Genomic DNA, 16,525 nt, shown 5'->3' with positions numbered 1-16,525 from the left:
CACAACCGCCAGGATCACCGTCGTGTCCACCCAATGCCCCATGGCGCCCGTGACCGCGGCCGCCATCAGCAGCACATAGATCAGCAGGTTGTGGAACTGGCGCGCCAGTCGCCACAGCGGATGCACCGGCGGCACCTCGGCCAGCCGGTTCGGGCCATGCTCGGCCAGGCGCCGCCGCGCTTCCTCCAGTGTCAGACCCTCGAGGCCCGTGCGCAGCCGCTGCAGGACCTGCTCGGCGGACTGGGCATGCCAGTCGGGTACCGGCCCCATCGATTCAGCGCGCGAGGTAGCCGCCATCCACCGCGTAGTAGGCGCCCGTCACGAAGGAGGCGCGGTCCGAGCTGAGCCACACCACCAATTCGGCCACTTCCTCCGGCTGACCCAGGCGCCCCACAGCATGCAGGCTGACGAGCTGCTGCTGGGTGGCCGGGTCGGACTCCAGGCCCGCGATCATCGGCGTGTGGATGAAGGCCGGGCCCACGGCATTGATGCGCAGGCCGTGGGCACTGTATTCCAGCGCGGCCGTCTTGGTCAGCCCCACGACCCCATGCTTGGCGGCCACATAGGCCGGTGCCCCGGCAAAGCCCACCTGCCCCAGGATGGACGCCATGTTCACGATGGCCCCGCCCCCGTGGCGCAACATCGCATGGATCTGATGCTTCATGCAGTAGAAGACACCGGAGAGATTCACGCCGATGACCTGCTGCCAGGCCTCATCGGTGTAGTCGGCCGTGGGGCCGAGTTCGCCGCCGATGCCCGCGTTGTTGCAGGCCGCGTCCAACCGGCCGTAGTGGGCCACGGTGCGCTCCACGAGGCGCTGGCAATCCTCGGCACGGCTCACGTCAGCCGGCACGAAGAGGGCATCGCCACCCTGCTGGCGCACCAGCGACACGGTTTCCTCTCCGCCAGCAACATTCACGTCGGAGACAACCACCTTGGCACCCTCCCGCGCATAGGCCAGGGCGATGGCACGACCAATACCGGACGAAGCGCCGGTGACGAGGGTGACTTTTCCTTGCAGCATGGGTGTCCTCCTTGATGACAAGGCCCGTGGCGGGCCGAGTGGGATCAAGGCAATGACACCATGAGAGGCCGGACGATTCCTTGTCTCATGTCAAAGTGCGGGACGGAACCTTGCTGGAGGTGGCTCCCATCCAGCTTGCCATCGGTCAAGCCCGCCGACGGCTCAACCCGAGGCCAGCAGACGGCGGATGTCCTGGGTGAGCGGCTCCGCGCCGATGCCGTGGCGTGCGTACAGCCTCACCCGCCCCTGGGGGTCGAACACATACAGGCCGGCGGAGTGGTCCATGGTGTAGCTGTCAGGCGTCTTGCCCGGCACCTTGTTGTAGTAGACCTTGAACTCGCGCGCCACCGCTGCCGTTTGCTCCGCCGAGCCCCGCAGCGCCACAAAGCTGGGGTCGAAGGCCTGCACATAGGCGCCCATCACTTCGGGCGTGTCGCGTTCGGGATCCACCGTGATGAAGATGCCTTGCAGCTTGTCGCCATCGGCCCCGAGGGCCTGCTTCACCTGGGCCAGCTCGAGCAGGGCCGTGGGGCACACATCAGGACAATGGGTGAAGCCGAAGAAGATCGCGACGACCTTGCCCTTGAAGTCGGCCATCGTGCGCTCGCGCCCCTGGACATCGCTCAACACGAAGTTGCGCGCGTACTGCGCGCCGGTGATGTCGATGGCGTGGAATCGGGGGGCATCCGCGCCGAACAGACCCTTGACCTGGTCGCAGCCGGCCAGCACCAGGGACGCTGCACCCAGCAGCATGAGGGAACGACGTTGCATCACAGCCAGGGCCTCAGGTAGTGATCGAGCAGCAAGGCGGCAAACAGCAGCGACAGGTGCACGATGGAGAAACGAAAGGTACGCCGCGCCAGGCGGTCAGAGTAGGCCCGCCACAGGCGCCAGCCATAGGCGATGAACCAGCCTCCGAGCACCAGGGCCGCCAGGAGATACAGCCAGCCGCTCATGCCGTAGACGAAGGGCAGCAAGGTGGCCGAAAACAGCATCAGCGTGTACAGGAAGACATGCAAGCGCGTGAGCTCCGCCCCATGCGTGACCGGCAGCATGGGCAGCCCGGCTTTGCGGTAGTCCTCGGCACGGTACAGCGCCAATGCCCAGAAATGCGGCGGCGTCCACAGGAAGATGATGAGGCACAGCATCAGCGCCTCGGGTCCCACCTCGCCGCGCATCGCGGCCCAGCCCAGCACCGGCGGCATCGCGCCCGAGGCGCCGCCGATCACGATGTTCTGCGGCGTCAGGGGCTTGAGCACCACGGTGTAGATCACCGCGTAGCCCACGAAGGTGCCGAAGGTCAGCCACATCGTCAACGGGTTCACGGCCACATACAGCAGGGCCATGCCCGCACTGCATAGCAGCGCCGAGAACAACAGGGTCTGGGTGTTGGTGAGCTCACCCTTGGCCGTGGGGCGCCAGGCGGTGCGCTGCATGCGCGCATCGATGTGCTGCTCGACCAGGCAGTTGAAGGCGGCCGCAGCCCCCGCCACGAGCCAGATGCCCACGGTGGCCGCCAAAGCCACGCGCCAGTCGGGCAGGCCGGGAACGGCCAGCAGCATGCCGATCACGGCACAAAAGACGATGAGCTGCACCACGCGCGGCTTGGTCAGCGCATAGAACTGCGAAAACCGCGAGGGCGGTGCAGCGGAAGTGGCGAGGGTTCCGGACATGAACGAAGCCTTGGGATTCTAGGAGGCGACCCGGCCGCCGGCCGGCGCCAGGCCGGCGGCGGTCGTACGCGAGGCAGGCTGGCCATGCCGGGCCAGGTGCGCCCGAGTCAGCAAGGCGGTGAGCCCGATCACCAGGCCCGCCGCACCCGCGGTATGGGCCAGTGCCGCCACCAGCGGCCAGCCCAGCACCACGTTGCTCAGGCCGCTGACGAACTGCCACAGTGCACCGGCCAGCAGCCAGCCGGCCTGGCGACGATGCGCCCGGCCTTCGCGCCACAGCAGCGCCGCATAGGCCATCAGCGCCGCCAGCACGACATAGGCCGCCAGCCGGTGCGTGTAGTGGATCGCGGTCAACGCATCGAAGCTCAGGTAGCCGCCGTCACGACGCTCGCCCAGCGGCCGCGCGATCTGGAAGCCCTGCTGGAAGTCCATCGCCGGCCACCACTGGCCGTGGCAGGTGGGGAAATCGGGACAGGCGAGCACGGCGTAGTTGGTGCTGACCCAGCCGCCCAGGGCGATCTGCACCCACACCAGCGCAAACAGCCCCCAGGCCAGCCGGCGCAAACCGGGTCTGAGCATGAGCTGTCGGGCCCGATACACCTGGTGCTGTGCCGTCAGCAGCGCCAGCAGCAGCAGACCGCCCAGCAGGTGGGCCGTCACGATGGCCGGGTAGAGCTTCATCGTCACCGTGAGGGCCCCGAAGGCCCCCTGGATACACACCCACACCAAGGTGGCGGTGGCCCACCAGGGTGACAGCGCCAGGCGCTTGCGCTCCACCCAGCTCGTGATGGCCATCACCAGAATGAGCACCCCCACCCCTGTGGCCAGATAGCGGTGGATCATCTCGATCCAGGCCTTCTTGTGAGTGACCGGACCGGTGGGCATGGCCGTCTCGGCGGCGGTGATCTCCGCGCGCGCGCCCACCGGGCTGGCCGCCCCGTAGCAGCCTGGCCAGTCCGGACAGCCCAGGCCCGAATCGGTGAGCCGGGTGAAGGCCCCGAAGACGACGAGGTCGAAGGTGAGAAAGAGTGTCAGCGCCGTCAGCGCAGCCAGGCGCACGCTGGGCGCGGCCTGGCGGTTTCGCAGCCACACCCAGGTCAGAGGGCCCAGGGCGATCACGATGCCCAGCAGGGCCAGGCGCGCGATCGGTGTCAGGTCGTAGAGCGCTTGCGTTTCCATGGCCAGCTCAGCGGCCCGCCTGGTCCCAATGCCGGGAGGCATTGAGCAGACGGCTCAGGTCGCGCTTGACCCTGGCGGGATCGGCCTGTGCGGGAAAGCGCATCATCCAGTGACCCAGCGGGTCCACGAGGTACAGGTGGGCCTCCAGCGCCTGGCCCGCCTCGGGTTCGAGCCAGGCGGCCACCTCCTCGCGCGAAGCGCGCAGCACCTGCGCACCCGCAATGCCTCGCAGCAGCGCCGGCGCGATCGGTGCATCGTCGGTGACCAGCCACACCTTGTCGATGCGGTCGCGGTCCTTGCCAGTCATTTCGCGCAACTGACGCTGCAGGTACAGGTTGCGCTCGCACACCGCGTCGCAGGCCCCGTCGCCCACCACGACGATGAGCCACTGGTGACGCAGGCTCTCGGCTGCCACCGGCCGGCCCTGCAGGTCGTGCAGGCTCAGGGCCGGCAGCGGCCGCTGGGGATCGATCAACTGGCCATAGTTGGCTCGACCCTCCGGGCGGATTACGTAGTAGGTGAAGTAGGACGCGATCACCGGGGCGGCACACACCAGCAGCACCAGCATCATCTTGAGCCGGCCCATGCGCGTGCGAGAGCGTTCGTCCAGGCTCGGACGCGGCATGCTGTGCACCGTGAAGCTCAGCGGCTCGGCCTCGCGCGCCGCGACGACGGCCTCAGCCGCGTCGGCGCCGGGGGCGGAGGACTTGGAACCAGACATACAAACCTGCCATCAGTGCACACAGCGCGAACCACTGGAACGCATAGCCGTAGTGCTTGTGAACGTCCACCGAGGGCTCGGGCCACTGACGCAGCAGGCCGTCCGCGACGCTCGGCGCCGATTCGGTCTGGACGAGGGACACCGGCCACACCGGCCGGCCGATTTCCTCAGCGTAGCGCTGAAGATCGAGATTTTGCCGGATCGCACCGGGGGACTCCTCGGAGAACTGATAGAGCTTGGCCGGCGGGGGGGCAATCCGGCCTGTCAGCTCGACCGTCTCGTGTTCGGGGGTGGGGACGGCCGGGATCCGTGTCCGATCGGTCACGTCGCGGGGGACCCATCCGCGCTGCACGATCAGCACATCCCCCCGCCCCTCGAGTTCCAGGGGCGTCAGGACGAAAAAGCCCGGCTGCGGGCCGACCATCTGGCGGTTGTCGAGGAAGACCGTGTGCTCGCCCAGCCACCGCCCGCGCACGCGGGCACGACGGTACAGCCAGTCCTCAGGCACCGGCGCACCCGGTGCAAGCTCGTCGGGCCGCACCGGCGGCAGGCCGGCGCGCGCACTCAGCGTGGACTGCAGGGCCTCCTTCTGGGCCGCTCGGTGGAGCTGCCAGCGCCCGAGCGAGGCGGTCACGGCCATGCCCACCAGCGTCGCACCCAGCACCACCCAGGCCCGCCAGCGCGCCTGTGTCAAAGTTTCAGCCATCGCCGGCGGCTCGGCGCATAATGCCGAGCATGAAGATCTTCATCGTCGTCGCCTTCCTGCTCATCCTGGCCAGCCTGGCCAGCGCCCTGGTGTTCATGATGCGCGACGGACGGGACGGCAAGCCCAAGACGAACAACATGGTGCGCTCGCTCAGCCTGCGTGTGGGACTGTCCATCGCGCTGTTCCTGTGCATCTTGCTGGCCTACCAACTGGGCTGGATCCAGCCCACCGGCGTGCCGCTGGTCCAGTAGCACCGGGCCCGACCGTCTGCCTCGAAGGACAAACGCCGCTGCATCGCAGCGGCGTTGTCGTCTGCGGACCGCCCCTGACGACAGAGGCGGACATGGATCACATCCAGTAGACCACGATGTACAGGCCCAGCCACACCACGTCGACGAAGTGCCAGTACCAGGCCGCCCCTTCGAAGCCGAAATGCCGCTCCGGCGTGAAATGTCCCTTGTGCAGGCGCAGCGTGATGAACAGCAGCATCAACATGCCCACGAACACGTGGAAGCCGTGGAAGCCGGTGAGCATGAAGAAGGTGGAGCCGTAGATGCCCGAGGACAGCTTCAGGTTCAGGTCGCGGTAGGCGTGCATGTACTCGTAGGCCTGCACGAACAGGAAGACGGCACCCAGCAGGACGGTAAGCCACATGAAGGCGATGGTCTTGCCGCGCTGGTTCTCACGCAGCGCATGGTGCGCGATGGTCAGCGTCACGCCCGAGGCCAGCAGCAGTGCCGTGTTGATCGTCGGCAGCGGCCAGGGCCCCATGGTCTGGAAGGGCTCGACCGTGCCGGCGGGCGAGGCGGTCACCCCGGGCTGCTGGCTGGGCCACAGGGCCTTGAAGTCGGGCCACAGGATCTGGTGGTTCAGATCGGCCAGCATCGGCACGGCATGCACCCGGGCCCAGTACAGGGCGCCGAAAAAGGCCGCAAAGAACATGACCTCCGAGAAGATGAACCAGCTCATGCTCCAACGGTAGGAGACGTCGATGCGATCGCTGTACAAGCCGCTTTCGCTCTCGCGGATGGCGTCACCGAACCACTGGAACAGCACCACCGCCCACCACAGCAGACCAAAGAGCAGCGAATAGGCGCCCCAGGTGTGGCCATTGACCCACTGCCCGGCCCCCAGGATCACGAAGAACAGGCCGATAGCGGCCATGACCGGGTGCCGCGAAGGCCCGGGAACGAAGTAGTAAGGCGTCTGGCCCTGATGTGTCGCTGCCGACATGTTTTCTCCTAAGAACTCTTCTCGATCCTTGGCCCCGTCGTCGACGGGACGTGTTCAATCGCCCTCAAACCCCGGCAGCCACTCCACTGCCGATCACCCAGTTCACCAGCCCCACGAGTCCGAGCACGAACAGGGCGGCCAGCACCAGGCCGACCACCACCACGTGCACCGGGTTGAGCTTGCTCACGTCCTGCGCATGGTCAGCCGAGCGGCGCACGCCGAAAAACGACCAGGACACCGCCTTGACCGTCTGCCACAGCGCACCGCGACGCCTGACGGCCTCGCGCAGGTCGCCTCCCGGGCGGTGCGGCACGTTCACAGACGCGCCTCCTGTGCCGGGGCCGCCGACTGCAGGCCGGCCGGCGCCGTGACCCCCTTGCCCTTCACCTCGAAGAAGGTGTAGGACAGCGTGATCGTCGTCACGTCACGCGGCAGCTTGGGGTCGATCACGAAGACCACCGGCCATTGCTTGGACTCGCCCGGCTGCAGCGTGTACTCGTTGAAGCAGAAGCACTCGAGCTTGTTGAAATGGGCCGTGGCCTGCTTGGGGGCATAGCTCGGGATGGCCTGGGCCGCCATGGCGCGGTTCTGCACATTGCGGAACTCGTACATGACCGTGGCCATCTCGCCGGGGTGCACCGTGACGGAACGCATCGCCGGCTTGAAGTCCCAGGGCCCGCGGGCGTTCGCATCGAACTCGACCGTGATCGTGCGCGAGGTGTCGATCTGCGTGTTGACGGCCGTGGCCCGGTGCGAGGCGCTCCCCGGCACCAGCCGCTCGCTCAGCGTCAGCACATTGATCCCCAGGGCATTGCAGATGGCCTGGTACATCGGCACCAGCGCATAGCCGAAGCCGAACATCACCGCCGTGACGACCAGCAGCTTGCCCACCATGCGCCGGTTGTCCCGGCGGATGGCCAAGCGGTTCGACTCGTGTGCCGTGGTCATGTCCTCAACCACCGAAGTAGGTCATGCGCACGATGAAGCCGACGAAGAAGGCCACCACGATGCTCGCCAGGATCAAGCCCAGGCGAACGTTGCGCTTGCGTTGCTCGGGAGTCATCGTGCAGGTCCTTGCGGCGTCAGGTTCAGCCCACCACCTTGTTGGCGGCCGCATTCAGCTTGGGCGGGTTTTCGTAGGTGTGGAAGGGCGCGGGCGACGGCACCTCCCACTCCAGGCCCTCGGCGCCTTGGCCGTCCGGATCGTTCCAGGGGCGCTGAGGCGCCTTCTCACCCTTGCCCTGCATGGCCGGCAGCACGATGAACAGGAAGAAGTAGACCTGCATCAGGCCGAAGCCGAAGGCACCGACCGTGGCGATCGCATTGAAGTCGGCGAACTGCATCGGGTAGTCGGCATAGCGGCGCGGCATGCCGGCCAGGCCCAGGAAGTGCATCGGGAAGAAGGTGATGTTGAAGAAGATCAGCGAGCCCCAGAAGTGGATCTTGCCGCGCGTCTCGGAATACATCACGCCGGTCCACTTCGGCGCCCAGTAGTAGTAACCGGCGAACAGGGCATACAGCGACCCGGCCACCAGCACATAGTGGAAGTGGGCCACCACGTAGTAAGTGTCCTGGAGTTGGATGTCGATGGGGGCCATCGACAGGATCAAGCCGGTGAAGCCGCCCATCGTGAACACGAAGATGAAGCCCACGGCGAACAGCATCGGGGTCTCGAAGGTCATCGAGCCTTTCCACATCGTCGCGATCCAGTTGAAGATCTTCACGCCCGTGGGCACGGCGATCAGCATGGTCGCGTACATGAAGAAGAGCTGGCCGGTCACCGGCATGCCCGTCGTGAACATGTGGTGGGCCCACACGATGAACGACAGGATGGCGATCGAGGCCGTGGCGTACACCATCGAGGTGTAGCCGAACAGGCGCTTGCGCGCGAAGGCCGGCACGATGTGGCTGATGATCCCGAAGGCCGGCAAGATCATGATGTAGACCTCGGGGTGCCCGAAGAACCAGAAGATGTGCTGGTACATCACGGGGTCGCCGCCGCCGGCCGGGTTGAAGAAGGCCGTGCCGAAGTGGCGGTCGGTCAGGGTCATCGTGATGGCGCCGGCCAGCACAGGCATCACCGCGATCAGCAGGTAGGCGGTGATCAGCCACGTCCAGCAGAACATCGGCATCTTCATCAGCGTCATCCCCGGGGCGCGCATGTTGAGGATGGTCACGATGATGTTGATCGAGCCCATGATCGACGAGGCACCCATGATGTGCATCGCGAAGATCGCGGCATCCATCGACGGGCCCATCTGCAGCGTCAGCGGGGCATACAAGGTCCAGCCCGCGGCAGGCGCACCGCCGGGCATGAAGAAGGACGCCACGAGCATGATGGCCGCGGGGATCATCAGCCAGAAGCTGAAGTTGTTCATCCGCGCAAACGCCATGTCGGAGGCCCCGATCTGCAGCGGGATCATCCAGTTCGCGAAGCCCACGAAGGCCGGCATGATCGCACCGAACACCATGATCAGACCGTGCATCGTGGTGAGCTGGTTGAAGAGCTCGGGATTCACCACCTGCAGACCGGGCTGGAAGAGCTCGGCGCGGATGAGCAAGGCCAACAAGCCGCCGACCATCAGCATCGTGAAGCTGAACAGCAGGTACAGGGTGCCAATGTCCTTGTGGTTGGTGGCGAACACCCAGCGGCGCCAGCCATGCGGGTGGTCGTGGGCATGATCGTCATGGGCGTGACCACCCACTGCGTGACCGTGGTTGTCGAGAACAGCGCTCATGCTCGTCGATCCTTTCTTGTAACTGCTCAGCGGGCGGCAGTGATCTCAGCCGGTTGCACGATTTGCCCGGTTTGGTTGGTCCAGGCATTCTTGGTGTAGGTGATCACCGCAGCGATTTCAGTGTCGCTCAACTGCTTCCAGGCGGGCATCGCGCCGTTGCCCGCGCCGTTGAGCAGGATTTGGATTTGCTTGCTCTTGTCGGCATCGAGTACCAAAGGCGAACCCGCCAGGGCCTTGATCGGGCCGGCGCCCGAGCCGTCAGCCTTGTGGCAGGCGGCGCAGTTGGCCGCGTAGACCTTCTCGCCGCGGGCCACCAGATCGGCCAGTTCCCACACCTTGGTGGGGTCATCGGCCTTGGCCTGCATGAGCTTGCGCTGCTCTTCAACCCACTTGCCGTATTCCTCGTCGGTCACGACCTTGACGTGAATGGGCATGTAGGCGTGCTCCTTGCCGCACAGCTCGGCGCACTGGCCGTAGTAGTCGCCGGTCTTCTCGGCCCGGAACCAGGTGTCGCGCACGAAGCCGGGGATGGCGTCTTGCTTGACGCCGAAGGCCGGCACCATCCACGCGTGGATGACGTCGTTGGCGGTGGTGATGATGCGGATCTTCTTGTTGACCGGCACCACCAGCGGGTTGTCGACCTTGAGCAGGTAGTCGTCGCCGGCAGGCTGGCCAGCGTCGGACATCTGACGATGGGTGGCATCCAGCGTGGACAGGAAGGAGATGCCCGCACCGTCACCGTTGAGATAGTCGTAGCCCCACTTCCACTGATAACCGGTGGCCTTGACGGTGATGTCGGCGTTGGTGGTGTCCTTCATCGCGACCACCACCTTGGTGGCCGGCAAAGCCATGCCGATCACGATGAGAAAAGGCACGATGGTCCAGATCACCTCGACCGTGGTGCTCTCGTGGAAGCTGGCGGACTTGGCGCCCAGCGACTTGCGGTGCTTCAGGATGGAATAGAACATCACCGAGAAGACGCCGACGAAGATCACCAGACAGATGATCAGCATCATCCAGTGCAGGAAGTGCTGCTCCTCGGCAATGCGCGTGACGGGCGGATGCAGGTTGAGCTGGTTGACGGCCGGGCCGCCGGGCAGGCTGTTGACGGACGCCAGCGCGGCGGTGGAGGCCGCCCAGCCCCCGAGACCGAGGCCCAGACGTCGCGCCTGCTGCCAAAGAGCTTTCATGATCTTCATCGTGGTCATCTCAGTTTCCAAACCCCAGCTCACCCCTGCCCGTGCGGGCCGCGCAGGGCTGCGCGCAATTCGTCGGCCAGTCGGGCCCGCCATGCCGGGCGCAGGTACCGCCCCACCGCCACCTCCTGGCCCGGGCCGGTCAGTTCGACCAGCGCCTGCGCGCCGCCGCTCTGGCCGACACGCACCCGGGAGGCCTCGAAGGTGACATGGGTCACGCGTCCGGCCACCTCCTGCTCGACATGCACCTGACCGCGCTCGATGACGATGCTTTCGCGATCGAGTGCATGGCGTGCATAGACCCACAGGGCGAGCCCCAGGCCGGCCATCTCGATCCAGGCAAACGGTAGCACCAGCCGGGCCCCCAGGGCCCAGAATGCCAGTGCAATGCCGAATGACACCGCGCACAGCACCGCATAGACCTTCAGCAGTTGGCGCGGCGTGAGGCAGCAGTTGCGCTTGAGGAGCCACCGCGGCGGGTCTCCGAGCATGTTCGGGGCACCACCCTGTGCGGGCGCGCCGTCGCGAGGAGTCCATGCCGAAGTGGCCGCCACCATGGGTGCTACTGCTCCACTCACCTGGTTCGGGAGCGCCTGCGCATGAAGCTCAGTGGCACCTACCCAACCAAACTTCGAGAGTTTAACTTACCGCAAACACCCCCCACAATGCCGCTTGAGGCCGATCAAAGCCTGTGCGCATCGACGGCCCTCCTCGCTCAGCGACCCGGCGGGCGCGGCCTGCGCACCATCGCACGCATGTCGTCCAAGGACACCTGGGCCTGGGCCGCCACCTTCACGCGCGGTGCCGGCTTGAAGGCGTGTCCATAGACGATCTCGAACGTGAGGGCCCAGCGACCGTCCCCGCCCCGCGGGAGCCCGGCCAGCCAACGCTCACACCAGCGCGGCGTGCGCAGTCCGGCGAAACGCTGCGGATGGAGGTTGCGCCCGAGGCTGCGCAGCTCGGCGAGCATGCGCTCGCTGCTGTCCCAGGTCAGGGTGAGCGTCTCCATGTCCATGACCGGGTCGGCAAAGCCGGCATGGACGAGCATGTCGCCCAGGTCATGCATGTCGACGAAGTCCACGCCGGCGGGCCCGCAGGCCAGGCGTTGAAAAACGGTGCGCACTTCGCGCAGTGTGTCCGGCCCGAAGCAGGAAAACATCACAAAGCCGTCGACCTCCAGGGCCGCGTGCCAGCGCCGCATCACCTCGACCGGATCGGCGGCCCAGTGCAGCATCATGTTCGACCACAGCAGTTGGGCCGAGCGCGGCGGCACCGCATCGTCGGCCAGCGGGGCGGCCTGCAGCGGCCCCCAGCGCCGCCACCAGGGCGACTGCTCGGCCAGCCGTTGCAGCACGGCCGGCGTCTCGACGGCCTGGATGCGTGCTCGCGGACCATACTGCCGCAGCAGTTCGTGGCCGCCGCCCTGCCGCGCCCACCAGTTCAGGATGCGCGTGGGCCGTGTCTTCACGATCTCCAGCCGCGCGGCCATGCGTCGCGCCACTTCCTCGTGGAGCCACGGCACAGGGCCGCCGAAGCGGCGGCACAGTGCGTCCAGCGCCACAGGGTCGAGGTCGCGCCGGCTGGGCGGAATCGGTGCTGCGGCCGTCGGTGCAATGGGGTCGGGCATGGGCCGGCAGTATATTGAGTGCCCATGTTCACACGCTGGGTCCATGCCGCCGAACGCCTGGGGCGTCACCTGCCGAGCCAGTGCGCGATCTGCCGCGGCTGGCAGGATGCTCGTGTGTGCCGCGACTGCCTGCAGCGGCATGCACCCCCGCGCTGGCGCTGCATTGGCTGCGCGGCGCCGGCACCGCAGGGCCAGCCCCGCTGCGGGCGCTGCGTGACGCATCCACCGGCCTTCGAGCGCGCGGTGGCCGTGTGGGACCATGACTATCCCTGGCACTTGCTGGTCGAGCGTTTCAAGTTCCACGACGCACTGGATTTGGCCGACACCCTGGCGCAACACCTGCACGCGGCCATCGAACGGCAGGACGCGCCGGTGGCGGTGGACTGCATCGTGCCGGTGCCGCTGTCGGCGCGCCGCCTGGCCGAGCGGGGCTACAACCAGGCCTGGGAACTGGCACGTCGCCTGGGCATCCGCCTGGGCTGCACGGCACGCAGCGACCTGGTGCTGCGCCGGCGCGAAACACCCACGCAGGTGGGGCTGGATCTGACACAGCGGCTGCGCAACCTGCGCGGAGCCTTCGTCGTGCCCCAGGCGCGGCGCGCCGAGCTGCATGGCTTGCGCGTGGCCGTGGTGGATGATGTGATGACCACCGGCGCGACGATCTCCGCGGTGGCGCAGGCCCTGCGCGCCGCCGGTGTGCGCTCGGTGCAGGCCTGGGTGCTGACGCGCACGCCGAGCACCTGAGGCGCCGCAAGCCGCGGCGTGCACGACAATGCACGCCATGTTCCACATCGTCTTGGTCGAGCCTGAGATCCCGCCGAACACGGGCAATGTCATCCGCCTGGCGGCCAACACCGGGTGCATGCTGCACTTGGTGGAGCCGCTGGGCTTTTCGATGGAGGACCGCCTGATGCGCCGCGCCGGGCTGGACTACCATGAGTACGCCAACGTGCAACGGCACGCCTCCTGGGAGGCCTTGTTACACGCCGCCGCACCGCCGCCGGATCGCCTGTTCGCCTTCACCACCCGAGCCAGCCAGCCGCTGGCGACGATGCGTTGGCGCGCAGGCGACTGGCTGGTCTTCGGCTGCGAGACCCGCGGGCTCGACGCCGCCCTGCTCGAGCGCTTTGCGCCGTCGCAGCGCGTGCGCCTGCCGATGCGGCCGGGCCAGCGCAGCCTGAACCTCAGCAATGCGGTGGCGGTGGCCGTCTTCGATGCCTGGAGGCAACTGGGCTACGAGGGAGGCGTCTGAAACCGCCCCGGGGCTTCATTCGGGCTGGACGCCCGCCGCCCGGATCACCCGGCTCCAGTTCTCACGCTCGCTGCGCATGAGGTGGGCCAAGGCTTGCGGGGCCGTGCCGGCCGCGCTGAAGTACTGGCCGATCATCTTCGTGCGCACCTCGTCGCTCTTGATGATACGCACCAGCTCCGTGGCCACGCGGTCGATGATGGGCTTGGGGGTGCCGGCCGGCGCCAGCACGGCCTGCCAGGAGATGGCCTCGAAGCCGGGATAGCCCAGCTCGGCCAAGGTGGGTATCTCCGGCAGGGCGCTGCTGCGGCCCAGCGTGGTCACGCCCAGGGCCTTGAGCTTGCCGGCGCGCACCTGGCCCATCGCCAGGCCGGGCACCATGAAGCCGGCCTGCACCTGGCCGGCCAGGATGGCGTTGATCACGGCTGGAAAGCCCTGGTAGGGCACATGCACGAGGTCGATGCCGGCGCGCGTCTTGAACAGCTCCATCGCCAGGTGCGAGGCGCTGCCGTTGCCCACCGAGCCGTAGTTGAGTTGGCCGGGCCGGGCGCGGGCTATGCGTACGAAATCGTCCAGGGTGTCCGCGCCCAGGCGCGGGTCGACGACGAGCACGTTCGGGCTGGTGGCCACCAGGGTCACCGGCGCGAGGTCGCGGACGGGATCGTAGGGCAGGTTCTTGTTCAGCATCGGGGCCGTGACCAGCGGACCCTGGATGGTGAAAAGGAAGGTGTAGCCGTCCGGGGCGGCCTTGGCGGCCAGCCCGGTGCCAATGTTGCCGCCAGCACCCGGGCGGTTCTCGATCACGATGCTCTGGCCGAGAGCCGCCCCCAGGGGCTCGCTGACCATGCGGGCGATCAGGTCCGGCGACGTACCGGCCGGAAAGGGCACAATCATGCGGATGGGGCGCGCCGGCCAGGCTTGGGCGCGCGCGGGCAGCGCGCCGGCGAGCGTGGCGGCCGCCGCCGCCAAGAGGTGTCGTCGTTGCATCAGGGTCTCCTGCTCGTGGCCGGCCCGCTGCGCAGGCTCAGGCCGGGGGTTTGAATTCTTCGGTGACGGCACGCGACATCAGCAGGCGCACGGCCTGCGCAGGCGTCAGGCGGGCGTCCAGCAGCTCCACCACGGCAGCCGAGATGGGCATGTCCACGCCGGTCCGACGGGCGCGCTCGACCACCGTGCGGGCGCTGTAGACCCCCTCGGCCACATGCCCGAGTTCGCGCAGGATGTCCGGCAGGGCCTGCCCGCGGGCCAGGCGCAGGCCCACCTGACGGTTGCGGGACAGGTCGCCGGTGGCGGTGAGGACCAGATCGCCCAGGCCCGACAGCCCCATGAAGGTCTCGGCACGCGCCCCCAGCGCCAGGCCCAGGCGCGTCATCTCGGCCAGGCCGCGGGTGATGAGCGCCGCGCGGGCGTTGTGCCCCAGGCCCAGGCCGTCGCACACGCCGGTGGCAATCGCCAGCACGTTCTTGACTGCCCCGCCCACCTCGACGCCCACCGGATCGGCCGAAGGGTAGATGCGCAGGGCCTCGCCATGGAAGGCCTCGACGGCGGCGTCGCGCAGGGCCTCGTCGGTGCTGGCGGCCACCAGGGCGGTGGGCTGGGCGCGCGCCACCTCCTGCGCAAAGCTCGGGCCGGACAACACGCCCACGCTCACCTCGGGGCACACCTCGCGTGCCACCTCGTGGCCTAGCAGGCCGGTGCCGGCCTCGAAGCCCTTGCACAGCCACCAGGCCCGGGCCGTGCGCGGCAGGCGTGCCAGCGTCTCGCGCAAGCCCGCCATCGGCGTGGCAATGACCAGCAGGCCGCTCTCGGCATGGGCCAGGGCCGCATCGAAATCCGCCGTGAGCTGCAGGCCCTCGGGAAAGAACGCCTCGGGCAGGTAGCGCCGGTTGCAGCGCTCGGCCGACATCGCCGCGGCCTGGGCCGCGTCACGCGCCCACAGCATCGTGGGGTGACGTGCGGCCGCACGGATGGCCAGCGCCGTGCCCCAGGCGCCGGCGCCGAGGATGCTCAGACTCAGGGGCATGGGCCCACCCCGGCGATCAGGCGCTGGTGATGATGGGCGAGCCGCTGCCGTTGCCCTGGGCCTGGGCCTGCTGGGCTTCGTACATGGCCTGGAAGTTCACCTCGGCCAAGTGCACGGGCGGGAAGCCGGCCCGGGTGATCGCGTCGGCCACGACGGCGCGCAGGTAGGGATAGACGATCTGCGGGCAGGCGATGCCGATGATCGGGTTGACCTGCTCCTCAGGGATGTTGCGGATCTCGAAGATGCCGGCTTCCTTGGCTTCGACCAGGAACAGCGTCTTGTCTTTGATCTTGGTGTGCACGGTGGCGGTCACGGCCACTTCGAAGATGCTGTCGGCGACGGGCTGGGCCTCGATGCCCAGGTTGATCTCGACCTGGGGCTGCTCCTGCTCGAGCAGGATTTGCGGCGAGTTGGGCTGCTCGAGCGAGAGGTCCTTCAGGTAGACGCGCTGGATCTGGAACACGGGGGTCTGGTCTTGCTCGGCCATGATGGAAATCGTCCTCGGAAAGTGAAAAGCCCGCAACCGACGATGGTGTGCGGGCTGCAGAATGTCGATTATGGCCGAGGCCGGCGACGCCGCGGAAACGTCAGGCCGTGGATTGCCCTCGCAGCAGCGGCTCGAGCGCGCCTCGCTGGTCCAGCGCATACAGATCGTCGCAGCCGCCGACGTGCACCTCGCCGATGAAGATCTGCGGCACGGTGCGCCGTCCGGTGCGCTCCATCATGCGCAGGCGCTCCTCGGGCTGCAGATCCACACGGATCTCGTGCAGGTCGCGCACGCCTCGCTGCTGCAGCAGCTGCTTGGCGCGAATGCAGTAGGGGCACACCTGGGTGGTGTACATCGTCACGGTGGGCACGGGGCTCTCCCTCAACTCGACTTCTCGACCGGCAGGTTGGCGTCGCGCCAGCCGGCCATGCCGCCGGCCAGAACATGGGTGTTCTGATAGCCGGCCTTGCGAAGCGTAGCGGCAGCGCGCGAGGCCCGTGCACCGGTGGGACATACCACGATCAGGGGCAGGGCCTTGTTCGATGGCAGTTGCGTGCTGGATTCCACCTGACCGAAGGGAATGTTCTTCGCATCCTTGATGTGCCCTTGGGCGAATTCGGCCGGCTCGGAGACGTCGATGACCACGCCCTTCTCGCGGTTGATCAGGCA

23 protein-coding genes are annotated in these 16,525 nt (G+C 67.6%); 3 read left to right on the top strand and 20 right to left on the bottom strand.

Features of this window, described 5'->3' with window-relative positions; genetic code table 11:
- The 7 genes from ACK42S_RS08205 to ACK42S_RS08175 form a co-directional block, all read right to left on the bottom strand.
- Positions 1–297: cation-transporting P-type ATPase (locus tag ACK42S_RS08205; protein WP_409705476.1), on the bottom strand; the 297-nt coding region annotated here is incomplete at its 3' end.
- Positions 275–1,024, bottom strand: a complete 750-nt coding sequence (locus ACK42S_RS08200; protein ID WP_409705471.1) for an SDR family oxidoreductase — start codon at positions 1,022–1,024, stop codon at positions 275–277. The genes ACK42S_RS08200 and ACK42S_RS08205, both read right to left, overlap by 23 nt.
- Positions 1,025–1,186: 162 nt before the next feature.
- Positions 1,187–1,795: an SCO family protein gene (locus tag ACK42S_RS08195; protein ID WP_409705468.1), complete on the bottom strand. Its 609-nt coding sequence runs from the start codon at positions 1,793–1,795 to the stop codon at positions 1,187–1,189.
- A complete protein-coding gene (gene cyoE, locus ACK42S_RS08190) occupies positions 1,795–2,697 on the bottom strand; it encodes a heme o synthase (protein WP_409705465.1) in 903 nt (300 codons plus the stop codon). The genes ACK42S_RS08195 and cyoE overlap by 1 nt, the downstream gene beginning before the upstream one ends.
- A gap of 18 nt (positions 2,698–2,715) precedes the next feature.
- Positions 2,716–3,876 carry a COX15/CtaA family protein gene (locus tag ACK42S_RS08185; protein WP_409705462.1) on the bottom strand — a complete coding sequence of 387 codons (1,161 nt, stop codon included), beginning with the start codon at positions 3,874–3,876 and terminating at the stop codon, positions 2,716–2,718.
- Positions 3,877–3,883: 7 nt separating this feature from the next.
- The gene (locus ACK42S_RS08180) at positions 3,884–4,597 is read right to left on the bottom strand and encodes an SCO family protein (protein ID WP_409705459.1); all 714 of its coding nucleotides are present in this window, start codon (positions 4,595–4,597) and stop codon (positions 3,884–3,886) included.
- Positions 4,554–5,303 (bottom strand): SURF1 family protein, encoded by a 750-nt coding sequence (locus ACK42S_RS08175; protein WP_409705456.1) that lies wholly within the window; start codon positions 5,301–5,303, stop codon positions 4,554–4,556. The genes ACK42S_RS08180 and ACK42S_RS08175 overlap by 44 nt, the downstream gene beginning before the upstream one ends.
- Before the next feature lie 29 nt (positions 5,304–5,332).
- On the opposite strand from ACK42S_RS08175, the gene ACK42S_RS08170 reads away from it, so the two are divergent.
- Complete coding sequence (locus ACK42S_RS08170; protein WP_409705453.1) at positions 5,333–5,554, top strand: twin transmembrane helix small protein; 222 nt, start codon at positions 5,333–5,335, stop codon at positions 5,552–5,554.
- Positions 5,555–5,651: 97 nt separating this feature from the next.
- Here the strand turns inward: ACK42S_RS08170 and ACK42S_RS08165 are convergent, their stop codons facing one another.
- The 8 genes from ACK42S_RS08165 to ACK42S_RS08130 all read right to left on the bottom strand — a co-directional run bounded on the left by ACK42S_RS08165 (position 5,652) and on the right by ACK42S_RS08130 (position 12,097).
- On the bottom strand, positions 5,652–6,536 hold the full coding sequence (locus ACK42S_RS08165) for a cytochrome c oxidase subunit 3 (protein ID WP_409705450.1): 885 nt from the start codon (positions 6,534–6,536) through the stop codon (positions 5,652–5,654).
- A gap of 64 nt (positions 6,537–6,600) precedes the next feature.
- Entirely contained in the window at positions 6,601–6,855 is a 255-nt protein-coding gene (locus ACK42S_RS08160; protein ID WP_409705447.1) for a DUF2970 domain-containing protein, read from the bottom strand.
- Positions 6,852–7,484, bottom strand: a complete 633-nt coding sequence (locus tag ACK42S_RS08155) for a cytochrome c oxidase assembly protein (protein WP_409705444.1) — start codon at positions 7,482–7,484, stop codon at positions 6,852–6,854. Before ACK42S_RS08155 ends, ACK42S_RS08160 begins: the two co-directional genes overlap by 4 nt.
- 4 nt (positions 7,485–7,488) lie before the next feature.
- Positions 7,489–7,599, bottom strand: coding sequence for a cytochrome oxidase small assembly protein (locus ACK42S_RS08150; protein ID WP_409705441.1), 111 nt, complete (start codon positions 7,597–7,599; stop codon positions 7,489–7,491).
- A gap of 25 nt (positions 7,600–7,624) precedes the next feature.
- On the bottom strand, positions 7,625–9,274 hold the full coding sequence (gene ctaD, locus ACK42S_RS08145) for a cytochrome c oxidase subunit I (protein ID WP_409705438.1): 1,650 nt from the start codon (positions 9,272–9,274) through the stop codon (positions 7,625–7,627).
- Between the two features lie 26 nt (positions 9,275–9,300).
- Entirely contained in the window at positions 9,301–10,464 is a 1,164-nt protein-coding gene (gene coxB, locus ACK42S_RS08140) for a cytochrome c oxidase subunit II (RefSeq protein ID WP_409705482.1), read from the bottom strand.
- Between the two features lie 38 nt (positions 10,465–10,502).
- A complete protein-coding gene (locus tag ACK42S_RS08135; RefSeq protein WP_409705435.1) occupies positions 10,503–10,961 on the bottom strand; it encodes a DUF2244 domain-containing protein in 459 nt (152 codons plus the stop codon).
- Positions 10,962–11,185: 224 nt separating this feature from the next.
- Positions 11,186–12,097 carry a biotin synthase gene (locus ACK42S_RS08130; RefSeq protein ID WP_409705432.1) on the bottom strand — a complete coding sequence of 304 codons (912 nt, stop codon included), beginning with the start codon at positions 12,095–12,097 and terminating at the stop codon, positions 11,186–11,188.
- Between the two features lie 24 nt (positions 12,098–12,121).
- On the opposite strand from ACK42S_RS08130, the gene ACK42S_RS08125 reads away from it, so the two are divergent.
- Positions 12,122–12,841: a ComF family protein gene (locus ACK42S_RS08125; RefSeq protein ID WP_409705429.1), complete on the top strand. Its 720-nt coding sequence runs from the start codon at positions 12,122–12,124 to the stop codon at positions 12,839–12,841.
- 37 nt (positions 12,842–12,878) lie between these two features.
- Positions 12,879–13,349, top strand: a complete 471-nt coding sequence (locus ACK42S_RS08120; protein ID WP_409705426.1) for a tRNA (cytidine(34)-2'-O)-methyltransferase — start codon at positions 12,879–12,881, stop codon at positions 13,347–13,349.
- A gap of 15 nt (positions 13,350–13,364) precedes the next feature.
- On the opposite strand, the gene ACK42S_RS08115 is transcribed toward ACK42S_RS08120, so the two are convergent.
- The 5 genes from ACK42S_RS08115 to ACK42S_RS08095 all read right to left on the bottom strand — a co-directional run.
- The gene (locus tag ACK42S_RS08115; RefSeq protein ID WP_409705423.1) at positions 13,365–14,333 is read right to left on the bottom strand and encodes a Bug family tripartite tricarboxylate transporter substrate binding protein; all 969 of its coding nucleotides are present in this window, start codon (positions 14,331–14,333) and stop codon (positions 13,365–13,367) included.
- Positions 14,334–14,370: 37 nt separating this feature from the next.
- A complete protein-coding gene (locus ACK42S_RS08110; protein WP_409705479.1) occupies positions 14,371–15,363 on the bottom strand; it encodes an NAD(P)H-dependent glycerol-3-phosphate dehydrogenase in 993 nt (330 codons plus the stop codon).
- Positions 15,364–15,385: 22 nt separating this feature from the next.
- Positions 15,386–15,856, bottom strand: coding sequence for a protein-export chaperone SecB (secB, locus tag ACK42S_RS08105; protein WP_409705420.1), 471 nt, complete (start codon positions 15,854–15,856; stop codon positions 15,386–15,388).
- A 100-nt stretch (positions 15,857–15,956) separates the two neighbouring features.
- Positions 15,957–16,226 (bottom strand): glutaredoxin 3, encoded by a 270-nt coding sequence (gene grxC / locus ACK42S_RS08100; RefSeq protein ID WP_409705417.1) that lies wholly within the window; start codon positions 16,224–16,226, stop codon positions 15,957–15,959.
- Between the two features lie 11 nt (positions 16,227–16,237).
- Positions 16,238–16,525: rhodanese-like domain-containing protein (locus ACK42S_RS08095; RefSeq protein WP_409705414.1), on the bottom strand; the 288-nt coding region annotated here is incomplete at its 5' end.

Origin of the sequence: Caldimonas sp., from assembly GCF_046289365.1 — a bacterium.
Classification (GTDB): domain Bacteria; phylum Pseudomonadota; class Gammaproteobacteria; order Burkholderiales; family Burkholderiaceae_C; genus Caldimonas.
Note: the sequence above shows the minus strand (reverse complement) of the source record. Positions and strands in the feature narration are given on the sequence as shown.